10 protein-coding genes and 1 pseudogene are annotated in these 12,654 nt (G+C 61.8%); 8 read left to right on the top strand and 3 right to left on the bottom strand.

Features of this window, described 5'->3' with window-relative positions:
* A partial coding sequence (locus tag B2V21_RS00570; RefSeq protein WP_286915722.1) for a transglycosylase domain-containing protein occupies window positions 1–1,169 on the bottom strand: 1,169 nt, incomplete at its 3' end.
* Window positions 1,170–1,288: 119 nt separating this feature from the next.
* Here B2V21_RS00570 and B2V21_RS00565 point away from each other — a divergent pair.
* Both B2V21_RS00565 and B2V21_RS00560 read left to right on the top strand, forming a co-directional pair.
* Window positions 1,289–2,833, top strand: a complete 1,545-nt coding sequence (locus tag B2V21_RS00565) for an AAA family ATPase (RefSeq protein WP_286915721.1) — start codon at window positions 1,289–1,291, stop codon at window positions 2,831–2,833.
* Window positions 2,834–2,958: 125 nt separating this feature from the next.
* A complete protein-coding gene (locus tag B2V21_RS00560) occupies window positions 2,959–3,231 on the top strand; it encodes a TfoX/Sxy family protein (protein WP_286915720.1) in 273 nt (90 codons plus the stop codon).
* A gap of 220 nt (window positions 3,232–3,451) precedes the next feature.
* Here B2V21_RS00560 and sfsA read toward each other — a convergent pair whose 3' ends face one another.
* Window positions 3,452–4,159, bottom strand: a complete 708-nt coding sequence (gene sfsA, locus B2V21_RS00555; protein WP_286915719.1) for a DNA/RNA nuclease SfsA — start codon at window positions 4,157–4,159, stop codon at window positions 3,452–3,454.
* Window positions 4,156–5,331, bottom strand: a complete 1,176-nt coding sequence (locus B2V21_RS00550) for a pyridoxal phosphate-dependent aminotransferase (protein ID WP_286915718.1) — start codon at window positions 5,329–5,331, stop codon at window positions 4,156–4,158. The genes sfsA and B2V21_RS00550 overlap by 4 nt, the downstream gene beginning before the upstream one ends.
* 244 nt (window positions 5,332–5,575) lie before the next feature.
* Here B2V21_RS00550 and dksA point away from each other — a divergent pair, with 244 nt between their 5' ends.
* From dksA to B2V21_RS00520, 6 genes and pseudogenes are all read left to right on the top strand, one after another.
* Window positions 5,576–6,019, top strand: coding sequence for an RNA polymerase-binding protein DksA (gene dksA, locus B2V21_RS00545; RefSeq protein ID WP_049858684.1), 444 nt, complete (start codon window positions 5,576–5,578; stop codon window positions 6,017–6,019).
* A 64-nt stretch (window positions 6,020–6,083) separates the two neighbouring features.
* On the top strand, window positions 6,084–6,974 hold the full coding sequence (gene gluQRS / locus B2V21_RS00540; protein WP_049858683.1) for a tRNA glutamyl-Q(34) synthetase GluQRS: 891 nt from the start codon (window positions 6,084–6,086) through the stop codon (window positions 6,972–6,974).
* Between the two features lie 95 nt (window positions 6,975–7,069).
* Entirely contained in the window at window positions 7,070–7,246 is a 177-nt protein-coding gene (locus tag B2V21_RS00535; RefSeq protein ID WP_003250005.1) for a hypothetical protein, read from the top strand.
* A complete protein-coding gene (locus B2V21_RS00530; RefSeq protein ID WP_286915717.1) occupies window positions 7,230–10,184 on the top strand; it encodes a sensor histidine kinase in 2,955 nt (984 codons plus the stop codon). The genes B2V21_RS00535 and B2V21_RS00530 overlap by 17 nt, the downstream gene beginning before the upstream one ends.
* 22 nt (window positions 10,185–10,206) lie before the next feature.
* Window positions 10,207–11,640, top strand: coding sequence for a sigma-54-dependent transcriptional regulator (locus tag B2V21_RS00525; protein WP_049858682.1), 1,434 nt, complete (start codon window positions 10,207–10,209; stop codon window positions 11,638–11,640).
* Between the two features lie 706 nt (window positions 11,641–12,346).
* Window positions 12,347–12,654, top strand: a pseudogene (locus B2V21_RS00520) (polynucleotide adenylyltransferase PcnB); the annotation flags it as partial.

Here is a 12,654-nt window from a genome sequence, read left to right as displayed (position 1 = left end):
TCTTCGGTCAAGTCTTCGTCGCGATAATCGTCGCGCAACTGGCGCTTGACGAGGTCGAGGAAGCCGGGGAAGGAGCTGTCCGCCAGGCTGCCGCGCTTGGTCACGCCCAAGGGCATCTTCTTGGCGGCGTCGACCGCTTCCTGGGTCGCTACGCCCTGCTGCGCCAGCAGGTCGAGCACCAGGTTGCGGCGTTCCAGGGCACGCTCGGGATTGCGACGCGGGTTATAGGAGGACGGGCCCTTGACCATACCCACCAGCAATGCCACCTGGTGCAGCTTGAGCTCGGACAACGGCTGACTGAAGAAGAACTGACTGGCCAGACCGAAGCCGTGCACGGCGCGCTGGCCGTCCTGGCCGACGAAGACCTCGTTGAGATAGGCCTCGAGGATTTCGCCCTTGTCGTAGTGCAATTCCAGCAGCACCGCCATCATCGCTTCGGTCAGCTTGCGGGTCAGGCTGCGCTCGTTGGTCAGGTAGAAGTTCTTGACCAACTGCTGGGTCAGGGTACTGCCACCCTGGCGCATGGCGCCGGAGGAGGTATTGACCCAGATGGCGCGGGCGATGGACTTGGGCGAGACGCCAAAGTGGTGGTAGAAGTCGCGATCCTCGACGGTCACCAGGGTGTCGAGCAGATAAGGTGGCACTTGATCGAGCTTGATCAGAATGCGGTCCTCGAGGTTTTTCGGGTACAGGCCACCGATCAGCAACGGTTCGAGACGCACCACCGCGACCTTCTTGCCACCGCTGCCGCTGAGTTCCGAGACGTAATCGCCGGAGAACTTCACACGCACGGCCTGGGGCTGTTCCAGCCCTTCGTAGAACTGGAAGCCACGGGTGTTCAGGTCGACCGTATTGCCGTTGACCGAGTCGGTGCCCGGACCATCGACGGTGGTTTGCCGACGGTAGCCGAGCGCATCGAGCTCGGTCAGGAAATCATTCTTGGCCAGCTTCTGGCCGACGAACAATTCCAGCGGGCGGGCGTACACCTTGGCCGGGATGGTCCAGCGCTTGCCGGAGAATTTCTCCTGGACAACCGCGTCCAGGTAGACGGCAAAGCCGGCGAGGATCACCAGGCCTACCAGGCCCAGCTTGAGGCCCCAGCCGAGCCAGGTGCGAAGGCCGCCAGATGGGGGTTTTTTAGGGGTACGGGAAGATCGGGTTCGAGTCATGGCGGCGGATTATACGCACTTTGATTTGTCGCGGGCAGGGACCGTTGGCGGTTTGCATCACCGCAGACACTGGCCATAATGACGGCCTTGAAATCATCCCAGCCTATGAAGGATCGCCTGTGAGCCAGACCCTGATCGCCGCCCTGCAAAACCCGGCCCTGTACCCGCATCCGGTGGAAGGGTTCCAGGTCATCGAGACGCACATTTCCTGGGTGATACTGACCGGCCCCTACGCCTACAAGATCAAGAAACCGATGAACTTCGGGTTTCTGGACTTCTCCGCACTGGCCGATCGCGCCCACTTCTGCGCCGAGGAGCTGCGCCTCAATCAGCGCCTGACCTCCGATCTGTACCTGCAGGTGCTGCCGATCACCGGCAGCGCGGAAGCGCCTGTGCTGGGCGGCGAAGGTGAGCCGATCGAATACGCACTGCAGATGCGCCAATTCGAGGGTGGCAATCTGTTGAGCACGCTGCAGGCCAACGGTGAACTGACACAGGCGCATGTGGATTCGCTGGCACGGCAGATTGCCGACTTCCATCGTGCGGCCCCCGTGGTCGCCGATACGCACGAAGCCGGCACGCCGAAGGCGGCAATGGCTCCGGTCGAACAGAACTTCGAGCAGATTCGCCCGTTCCTCACCGACAAGGATGACCTTGCCCAGCTGGATGCCTTGCAGGCCTGGGCACAAAGCAGTTATGTGCGCCTGGAACCGCTGCTGGCGCTGCGCAAGCAAGAAGGGTTCATCCGCGAGTGCCATGGTGACATCCACTTGGGCAACGCTACCGTCATCGATGGCGAAGTGGTGATCTTCGACTGCATCGAGTTCAACGAGCCGTTCCGGTTCACCGACGTCTATGCCGACATCGCCTTCCTGGCCATGGACCTGGAAGACCGCGGTCTGAAGAGCCTGGCGCGACGCTTCATCAGTCATTACCTGGAACTGACCGGTGATTACCAAGGCCTCGAACTGCTGAACTTCTACAAGGCCTACCGCGCGCTGGTGCGGGCCAAGGTGGCGCTGTTCAGCCTGTCACCGGACGCCACCGGTGTGCAGCGCGCAACGACGCTGCGCCAGTACCGCAACTACGCCAACCTGGCGGAAAGCTACAGCGCCATCCCTTCGCGCTTCCTGGCCATAACCAGCGGCGTATCGGCAGTGGGCAAGAGTCACGTCGCTCTGCGCCTGGTCGAGGCGCTGGGTGCGATCCGCCTGCGCTCGGACGTGGAGCGCAAGCGCTTGTTCGGCACCCAGACCGCCGAGACGGGCCTGTATGACGCCAGCACCAGCGAAGCGACCTACCTTCACCTGCACAAGCTGGCAGAACACGTGCTGCGCGCCGGCCTGCCGGTGGTGATAGACGCGACGTACCTCAAAGCCGGGCAACGCGCGGCAGCGGCGCAAATCGCCGAGTCCACCGGAGTGCCTTTCCTGATCCTGGATTGCAACGCGCCGGCGGCGGTGATTTCCAGCTGGCTGCAGCAGCGTCAGGCCCATTCCGACGACCCTTCCGACGCTACCCAGGCGGTGATCGACGCCCAGCAAGCGAGCCGCGAACCCTTGAGCGAGGCCGAGCTGCTGCAGACCCGTCGCGTGGAAACCCATGAAAGCGGCAGTCTGGATAAATTGGTGGAGCAGATCCGTCAACGCCTGCCAGGGCTGTAACACACCGTAGCGCTCGATCCGAGCAGACCGGCCACGCGGCACGCCGGTCTGCCGCCGCTACACTGGTTGCTGCTGCCTGCCCCATCGTTCCCCCTCTCATGCCTTGGCCGACGCCAGGAGGTTTGATGACCGATGAACTTCTGGCCCTGAAGAATCTGGGCAAGACCTCCGCTCAATGGCTTCATGCTGTCGGTATCCACAATGCTACCGATCTTCGCCGGGCAGGTGCCGTACAGGCGTACTGCGCAGTGAGGCATCGCGGTTTTCGCGCTTCGAAGGTGCTTCTCTATGCGATCGAGGGAGCGTTGCGGGATATGCACTGGAGCGAATTGTCATGCGAACGCAAGCAGAGCCTGAACCGTCAGGTCGCGGCCCTGCTGCCTCCGGGCAGGTTCTAGACCCATTTTGCACAGCCAACGCAAATAAATGCGCAGAGCACTTGACTCTTAAATGAGAATCGTTATGATTATCACATCCAGTCGCGAGACTGGTGATCTCTGGAAGGCCCTTGGTTCGGACTTTCAGATGTCTCCTCATCAGGCTAATCACGGTTATTGACCCGGCACTTTGCCGGGTCTTTTTTTGCCTGGAGATCCGTGGCGCCCTACCCCGCGAGGGTTACAGGATCACCGGCAGGCAACGGTCGATGACGATCTCGTGCGAATCCAAGTGCACGCCATAGGCCAACACCTCGACACCGGCATCCACCGCCTGGCGCAACGCCAGCGCGTAGCCTGCGTCGATCTCCGACGCCGATCTTACGGCGTCCACGCCATCGATGTTGACGCAATACAGCTGCACAGCGCGCACGCCGCTGCGGGCCAGCGCGGCCAATTCACGCAGGTGCTTGGCGCCTCGCTGGGTCACGGCATCGGGGAACGCTGCGATGCGGCTGTCGGCAAAGCCCAGGGTTACGCTCTTCACTTCGACCCACGCGCAGCCATCCGGGTAATCCAGACGGAAGTCGATACGGCTGCGCTCCTGACCATAGGGCACCTCGCGCTTGAATGCAGAGAATCCGGCCAGCTCCGCTATCCTGCCGGCGATCAACGCTTCCTCTACCAGCGCATTGGCCCGCGCAGTATTGATGCAGGCCAAGCGCCCCTGCGGCGTTTCACTGATCTCCCAGGTACCCGGCAACTTGCGTTTGGGGTCGCTCGAACGCGTGAACCAGACGCGACCGCCGGGCATCATGCAGTTGAGCATCGAGCCGGTATTGGGGCAGTGAATGGTCAGCCGCTCGCCGTCTTCAAGCTCGATGTCGGCGAGAAACCGCTTGTAGCGCTGGATCAGACGCCCTTGCTCCAGGGCCGGTGAGAAGATCATCTTGCCTGCCAGCTTTGCAGGCCACGAGCGATCCGCGTCACGGCCTGTTCCAGACGCGGAAGGCTCTGGGTGTAGGCGAAGCGGACATGGTGGCCCGCTTTGTGACGACCGAAGTCCAGCCCCGGCGTGAAGGCCACGTGCTCGGTTTCCAGGAAGTATTGGCAGAATGCGAAGGCATCGTCGCTGAATGCACTGATATCGGCGTACAGGTAGAAGGCGCCTTCAGGCTCGACGGCAATGGCGAAGCCCAAGTCGCGCAGCGCAGGCAACAGATAATCGCGGCGCTGGCCGAATGCTTCGCGGCGCTGTTCGAAGATCTCCAGCGTGGCCGGCTCGAAGCAGGCCAGTGCCGCATGCTGCGCCATGCTCGGGGCGCTGATGTACAGGTTCTGCGCCAGTTTTTCCAGTTCGGGGATAGCCTGAGGGGGTGCAACCAGCCAGCCGAGGCGCCAACCGGTCATCCCGAAATACTTGGAAAAACTATTTAGGACGAAGGCATCGTCATCCACTTCCAGCACACTGGCGGCGGTCGTGCCATAGGTCAAACCGTGATAGATCTCGTCGACCACAAGATGGCCCTGGCGATCCTTCACGGCCTGGCTCAAGGCACGCAATTCGTCGCGATCCAGTAACGTGCCGGTGGGGTTGGCCGGGGATGCCACCAAGGCTCCGACGCTGTGCTCGTCCCAATGCTGCGCCAACAGCTGGGCGTTGAGTTGATAACGCTGCTCAGGACCCACCGGGACAAGTTGGGCAGCACCTTCGACCAGGCGCAGGAAGTGCCGATTGCACGGGTAGCCGGGGTCAGCCAGAAGCCAGTGCTTGCCGGGATCGACCAGCAGGCTGGCCGCCAGCAGCAAGGCGCCCGAGCCGCCCGGGGTGATCATGATGCGCTGGGGATCGATGTCCAGGCCATAGCGCTGTCGATAGAAGCCGGCGATGGCTTCGCGCAGTGCCGGCAGCCCCCGTGCAGCGGTGTAGCGGGTATGCCCGGCGGCCAATGCGGCCTGTCCGGCAGCAACGATGGGGGCGGCCGTGGTGAAGTCCGGCTCGCCGATTTCCAGGTGGATCACATCGTGCCCCTGGCTCTGCAGTTCATTGGCCCGGGCCAGTAGCGCCATCACGTGAAACGGTTCGATGGCGCGACTGCGTGCGCTGTAGAGCGGAGCCATGGGGATTCCTTGTGGCAGCGAAAAAAGCCGATTCTACCGAACCTTTGCATCGAACGTTTCACCGAACGCGCGATCGAAACCCACCACATCGTGCCTGCGACGCAGGCGTTCCAGGCACGACAACCGGGAGTAGCGCGTGCTGGTTCGATCTGGTAAGTTCGCCGGCTTGCAGTCGCAGGGCCGGCGGGTGCCGGAGAAGGATCATCCTGCGCAATGGATTAGTAGAGCGAGAGGCGGTTGATTCATGCCCACCAATGAAAAGCAACAAAACACTGGCAACTTGTCCGGTTTCGCTCCCTACGTTCCGACGAAGGGCGAGGAGTACATGGGCAAGCCGATGCGTGCTCACTTCACCAAGATCCTGAACAAGTGGAAACAGGACTTGATGCAGGAAGTGGATCGCACCGTCGACCACATGAAGGACGAAGCCGCCAACTTTCCTGACCCGGCCGATCGGGCCAGTCAGGAAGAGGAATTCAGCCTCGAATTGCGCGCTCGCGATCGTGAACGCAAGTTGATCAAGAAGATCGACAAGACGCTGCAGTTGATCGAAGACGAAGAGTACGGCTGGTGCGAATCCTGCGGCATCGAGATCGGCATTCGCCGTCTTGAAGCACGTCCGACCGCCGATCTGTGTATCGACTGCAAGACCTTGGCGGAAATCAAGGAAAAACAGGTCGGCAAATGACCTGTCGACAAAGGGGCGCCACGGCGCCCCTTTGTATCTGTATTGCCCGTAGAATCCTGCGCCCATGACAACCCCTCCTTATATAGGTCGCTTCGCCCCGACTCCGAGCGGCTACCTGCATTTCGGCTCCCTGGTGGCCGCCCTGGCGTCCTGGCTGGACGCACGCGCTGCGGGCGGTCGCTGGCTGGTGCGCATGGAGGACCTCGATCCGCCGCGGGAAGTCGCCGGTGCCCAGGCAGCCATCCTCCAGACGCTGGACAGCTACGGGCTGCACTGGGATGGCGAAGTGGTCTATCAAAGCCTGCGTCATGACGCCTACCAGCAGGTAATCGACCGCTTGCTCGCGCAGGGGCTGGCCTATGCCTGTACCTGCTCGCGCAAACAGCTGGAACCCTATCAAGGCATCTATCCCGGCACCTGTCGCAATGCCGGGCACACGACCGAGGATGCAGCCATCCGCGTGCGCGTTCCGGAACTGCTGTATCGCTTCGAGGACCGAGTGCAGGGTGCGTATTCGCAGCATTTGGGCCGCGAGTCGGGGGACTTCGTCATCCGTCGTCGCGACGGTCTGTATGCCTATCAACTGGCGGTGGTGCTGGACGATGCCTGGCAGGGAGTGACGGATATCGTTCGCGGTGCCGACCTGCTGGATTCGACACCGCGCCATCTGTATCTGCAGGAGTTGCTGGGGTTACCGCAACCGCGGTACCTGCATGTCCCTCTGATCATCCAGCCCGATGGCAACAAGCTGGGCAAAAGTTACCGATCTCCTCCCCTGGATCCGGATCAGGCAGCTCCCCTGCTGGTGCGTGCCCTGCGCGCGCTGGGCCAGGCACCTGAGGCCGATCTGGCCGACGGCAGCGTTCAGGATGTGCTGGGTTGGGGCGTGGCGCATTGGAACAGTGATGCGATTCCCCGTGTGCGCACGGTGGCAGAGGCGCAGCTGGGCGAGTGATCGGCAGCCGGGTCATACCCGCCCCTTCGCAGCGACACGCCGATCCGCTACCATCGCCGCACCGTTTTTGCACACGACCCTACCCCGAGGCCAGCATGTATATCTATCGATTGGTCCTGCTTCTGGTGGTGGGGATCTACCTGTTCTCCCCCGCCATCATGGACTGGTGGATCGAGCCCACCGGTGCGTGGTATCGACCCTACCTGCTATGGCTGATTCTGATCGTGGTGACCTTTATCCTGCAGAGCCAGCGTGATGCCGATGAGCTTTAGCCTTACCCAGATGTTGCTGGTCAGCGCAGCCTACCTGCTGGTGCTGTTCGCGGTAGCCTGGGTCAGCGAACGCGGCATGATCCCACGGGCGATCATTCGCCATCCGTTGACCTACACCCTGTCACTGGGCGTCTACGCCAGCGCCTGGGCATTCTATGGCACGGTTGGCCTGGCCTATCAGTATGGCTATGGTTTTCTGGCCTGCTACCTGGGAGTGTCCGGCGCCTTTCTGCTGGCGCCGGTGCTGCTGTATCCGATACTCAAGGTCACGCGCACCTATCAGCTGTCATCGCTGGCCGACCTGTTCGCCTTTCGCTTCCGCAGCACCTGGGCCGGCGCGCTGACTACCGTGTTCATGCTGGTCGGCGTACTGCCGTTGCTGGCGCTGCAGATTCAAGCGGTTGCCGATTCCATCGGCATCATGACCGGCGAGCTGGTGCAGAATCGAGTGGCGTTGAGCTTCTGCGTGCTCATCACTTTGTTCACGATCTTTTTCGGCTCGCGTCATATCGCGACCCGCGAGAAGCACGAGGGACTGGTGTTTGCCATTGCCTTCGAATCGGTGATCAAGCTGATCGCGGTGGGCGGTATCGGCCTATACGCCCTGTACGGTGTATTCGACGGCCCGCACGATCTGGAGCAATGGTTGCTGCAGAACCAGACCGCGCTGGCTTCGCTGCATGCGCCCCTGCAAGAGGGGCCCTGGCGCACGCTGCTGCTGGTGTTCTTCGCGTCGGCGATCGTCATGCCGCACATGTACCACATGGTCTTCACCGAGAACCTCAACCCCCGTGCGCTGGTCAGCGCCAGTTGGGGGCTGCCGCTGTTCCTGCTGCTGATGAGTCTGGCGGTGCCGCTGATCCTCTGGGCGGGCCTGCGCCTGGGCGTTACCACCAATCCGGAATTCTTCACGCTAGGGGTTGGCATCGCCGCCAATAGCCAGGCGCTGGCGCTGCTGGCGTATGTCGGCGGGCTCTCTGCGTCCTGTGGGCTGATCATCGTCACCACCCTGGCGCTGTCGGGCATGATGCTCAACCATCTTGTGCTACCGCTGTACCAGCCGCCGGCCGAAGGCAATATCTACCGCTGGCTGAAGTGGACGCGTCGAGCCTTGATCGTCGCCATCATCATGGCCGGCTATGCCTTCTACCTGCTGCTGGGCGCCAAGCAGGACCTGGCTCACCTGGGTATCGTCGCCTTCGTGGCCACGCTGCAGTTCCTGCCGGGTGTGCTGTCGGTGCTGTACTGGCCCACGGCCAATCGCCGTGGGTTCATCGCCGGTCTGTTGGCGGGCATGGCGGTCTGGATGGTGACCATGCTCTTGCCGCTGATCGGCAACCTGCAAGGCTTCTACATTCCGCGCTTGAACATGATCTACGTGCTCGACGACACCAGCTGGCACATGGCAGCCATTGCTTCGCTGGCGGCCAACGTCTTGCTGTTCACGCTGATCTCGCTGTTCACCGCTGCCAGCACCGAAGAGGTCAGTGCCGCCGAAGCCTGTGCGGTGGACAACGTACGCCGCCCGCAGCGCCGCGAGCTGCACGCCGCCTCGCCCCAGGAGTTCGCCACGCAGCTGGCCAAACCGCTGGGCGCCAAGGCTGCCCAGCGGGAGGTGGAACAAGCCCTGCGTGATCTCTACCTGCCCTTCGACGAGCGACGGCCCTACGCCTTGCGCCGTCTGCGTGACCGGATCGAGGCCAACCTGTCCGGCCTCATGGGCCCCAGCGTGGCCCAGGACATGGTCGAGACGTTCCTGCCCTACAAGTCGGGCAGCGAAAACTATGTGACCGAAGACATCCACTTCATCGAAAGCCGCCTGGAAGACTACCACTCGCGTTTGACCGGCCTGGCCGCCGAGCTGGATGCGCTGCGTCGCTACCACCGCCAGACCCTGCAGGAGTTGCCCATGGGCGTCTGCTCGCTGGCCAAGGATCAGGAGATCCTGATGTGGAACAAGGCCATGGAGGACCTGACCGGGGTGCCTGCCCAGCACGTGGTCGGCTCGCGCCTGGTGACCATCAGCCAGCCATGGCGCAGCCTGCTGATCGACTTCATCAACGTGCCCGACGAACATTTGCACAAGCAACGCTTGGCTCTGGATGGGCAGACCCGTTGGCTGAACCTGCACAAGGCCGCCATCGATGAGCCACTGGCACCGGGCAACAGTGGCCTGGTGGTGCTGGTCGAGGACCTGACCGAAACGCAGATGCTCGAAGACAAGCTGGTGCATTCCGAACGCCTGGCCAGCATCGGCAGGCTGGCGGCCGGGGTGGCCCACGAGATCGGCAACCCGATCACCGGCATCGCCTGCCTGGCGCAGAACCTGCGCGAAGAGCGCGAGGAAGACGCCGAGATCACCGAACTGAGCAGCCAGATTCTCGAACAGACCAAGCGCGTGTCGCGCATCGTCCAGTCGCTGATGAGCTTTGCCCATGCCGGTGGCCACCAGCACAGCGATGAGCCGGTCAATCTGGCCCAGGTGGCCCAAGATGCCATTGGCCTGCTGGCCCTGAATCGCCGCAACTTCGAGATCCAGTTCTACAACCTGTGCGACCCCGAGCACTGGGCTGTGGGCGATCCACAACGTCTGGCACAGGTGCTGATCAATCTGTTGTCCAATGCGCGGGACGCCTCGGTGGCCGGCGGCGCGGTACGCGTCAAGACCCAGGCGAGCGAACAGACCGTCGACCTCATCGTCGAAGACGAGGGCAGCGGCATTCCCAAGAACATCATGGATCGGTTATTCGAACCGTTCTTCACCACCAAGGATCCGGGCGAAGGGACCGGACTGGGGCTCGCTCTGGTCTATTCCATCGTTGAAGAGCATTATGGACAGATCACCATCGACAGCCCGGCCGATATCCAGAGCCAGCGCGGTACCCGGATTCGGGTGACATTGCCGCGTCATGTCGAAGCGACGTCCGCTGTGAACTGAGACCGTCGAGAGAATAGAATCAATGCCGCATATTTTGATCGTCGAAGACGAAACCATCATTCGATCTGCCCTGCGTCGCCTGCTCGAACGCAACCAGTATCAGGTCAGTGAGGCCGGCTCCGTGCAGGAAGCGCAGGAGCGGTTCAGCATTCCATCGTTCGACCTGATCATCAGCGACCTGCGCCTGCCCGGTGCGCCAGGCACCGAGCTGATCAAGCTGGGCGAAGGCACTCCGGTACTCATCATGACCAGCTACGCCAGCCTGCGCTCGGCGGTCGACTCGATGAAGATGGGCGCGGTGGACTACATCGCCAAGCCCTTCGATCACGATGAAATGCTCCAAGCTGCCGCACGCATCCTGCGCGATCGGCAAAACGCACCGGCGGTGGCCGTCGAACGGCCGGCAAACAAGCCAGGCGCCGACAAACCAGCCGCGCAGAACGCCAATGGCGATATCGGCATCATCGGGTCCTGCCCGCCCATGCAGGATCTCTACAGCAAGATCCGCAAGGTCGCTCCGACCGATTCGAACGTGTTGATCCAGGGCGAATCGGGCACTGGCAAGGAACTGGTCGCTAGGGCCCTGCACAACCTGTCCAAGCGTGCGAAGGCGCCGATGATCTCGGTCAACTGTGCCGCGATCCCGGAAACCTTGATCGAGTCCGAACTGTTCGGCCATGAGAAAGGTGCCTTCACCGGCGCCAGCGCCGGGCGTGCCGGACTGGTCGAAGCCGCCGATGGCGGAACGCTGTTTCTCGACGAGATCGGCGAGCTGCCCCTGGAGGCTCAGGCACGTCTGCTCAGGGTCTTGCAGGAAGGCGAGATTCGCCGCGTGGGCTCGGTACAGTCGCAGAAAGTCGACGTTCGCCTGATTGCCGCGACTCACCGTGACCTGAAAAGCCTGGCCAAGCTGGGCCAGTTCCGTGAGGACCTCTACTACCGCCTGCACGTGATCGCGCTGAAGCTGCCGCCATTGCGCGAGCGTGGTGCCGATGTCGGCGAGATCGCCAAGGCGTTCCTGATTCGCCAGAGCGCCCGGATCGGACGTACCGACCTGCGTTTCGCCGCCGATGCCGAGCAGGCGATTCGGCAGTATTCCTGGCCAGGTAACGTTCGCGAACTGGAAAACGCCGTCGAGCGCTCGGTGATCCTCAGCGAGAGCACCGAGATATCGGCCGAGCTGCTGGGCATCGACATCGAACTCGCCGATCTGCAGGACACCGATGACTTCGTCGGCCTGCCTTCCCAACCGAACGGGGCCAACAACACCGCTCACGACCCCACCGAAGATCTTTCTCTGGAAGATTATTTCCAGCACTTCGTGCTGGAGCATCAAGACCACATGACCGAGACTGAATTGGCGCGCAAATTGGGCGTCAGCCGCAAGTGTCTATGGGAGCGTCGACAGCGCCTGGGCATCCCGCGGCGCAAGTCGAGTGTGGCCAGTGAAAGCTGATACGTTTCAGCTCTAGCCCGCGGGTTTCGCGGCTTGACGGGTAGCCGTGACAAACTGTTACCCTAGGCCTGCGACGTAACAAAACACGGTTCCATCGGTAACGAATCCCGGGTCGATTCTGACCCTCGACCACCGGCCTTTTACCCGCAAAGCCCCGTTCTACTGGGACTCGCGAAAGTTGGCATGGGACCTGCTATATCTCTGGTACAAGAACAACAACAAGCAAGCAAACCCATAACAAGAACAAGACGAATCGACTCACGCATAACAAGAACAACACGGCGGAGGCGCAGCTAACTGATTCTTTTGGAGAGGCGTTGTTTTTGGGGAAACCCGCAGCCAGGCAGAGAACCACAACAACTGCTTTGAAGCAGAAGCCAGAACTGGTTGGATCACCGCGATCATCACAGCACAGCGACCAAAGCAATCCGTTTGCTCTTGCTCCCGAATAGGGAGCCACCCCCGAACCCAGGTTTGGTGGACAGGGCACTCAACAAAAACAAGAAGCCCGACAAAAAATAAAAACAGAGCACGCAACTACTTCTTGGGGAGCTTCGGCTCCCCTTGTAGTTTCCGGCTTTTGTCCTGCCGCTTGCGCCGACCGGCGCTGCCTCCTACACCATCCCTCGACTAAATGCTAGAATCCCCGCCCATCATGCGGTCGTTCTTCGTATATGGCCGAAAATCCCTTCAAACAGTGCATCCCATGCTGAAGAAGCTGTTCAAGTCTTTGAATACTCCCGCGCGTCACCCGCAGCACCGGCGCACCACGCCCGAAGTGCTCAATGCTGGTCAACACTCGCTGCAACGCAGCCAGTTCAGCCGCCACGCCGTGGGCATCGTCGAGCGCCTGCAGAGCGCGGGTTATCAGGCCTATCTGGTAGGCGGTTGCGTACGTGACCTCATGCTGGGCATCGTGCCCAAGGATTTCGATGTCGCCACCAGCGCCACGCCCGAGCAGGTCCGTGCCGAGTTCCGCAACGCGCGCGTGATCGGCCGGCGCTTCAAGCTCGT

Origin of the sequence: Pseudomonas sp. UBA6276 (genome assembly GCF_002438365.1) — a bacterium.
Classification (GTDB): domain Bacteria; phylum Pseudomonadota; class Gammaproteobacteria; order Pseudomonadales; family Pseudomonadaceae; genus Aquipseudomonas; species Aquipseudomonas coleopterorum.
This window is presented reverse-complemented; position numbering and strand designations above follow the sequence as displayed.

Bases quoted from the DNA above. Each gene is read 5' to 3' on its own strand.
- B2V21_RS00560 (WP_286915720.1), top strand. From the start codon at position 2,959: ATGACCGATGAACTTCTGGCCCTGAAGAATCTGGGCAAGACCTCCGCT.
- sfsA (WP_286915719.1), bottom strand. From the start codon at position 4,159: ATGATCTTCTCACCGGCCCTGGAGCAAGGGCGTCTGATCCAGCGCTAC.
- B2V21_RS00525 (WP_049858682.1), top strand. From the start codon at position 10,207: ATGCCGCATATTTTGATCGTCGAAGACGAAACCATCATTCGATCTGCC.
- dksA (WP_049858684.1), top strand. From the start codon at position 5,576: ATGCCCACCAATGAAAAGCAACAAAACACTGGCAACTTGTCCGGTTTC.
- B2V21_RS00530 (WP_286915717.1), top strand. From the start codon at position 7,230: ATGCCGATGAGCTTTAGCCTTACCCAGATGTTGCTGGTCAGCGCAGCC.
- B2V21_RS00550 (WP_286915718.1), bottom strand. From the start codon at position 5,331: ATGGCTCCGCTCTACAGCGCACGCAGTCGCGCCATCGAACCGTTTCAC.
- B2V21_RS00535 (WP_003250005.1), top strand. From the start codon at position 7,070: ATGTATATCTATCGATTGGTCCTGCTTCTGGTGGTGGGGATCTACCTG.
- gluQRS (WP_049858683.1), top strand. From the start codon at position 6,084: ATGACAACCCCTCCTTATATAGGTCGCTTCGCCCCGACTCCGAGCGGC.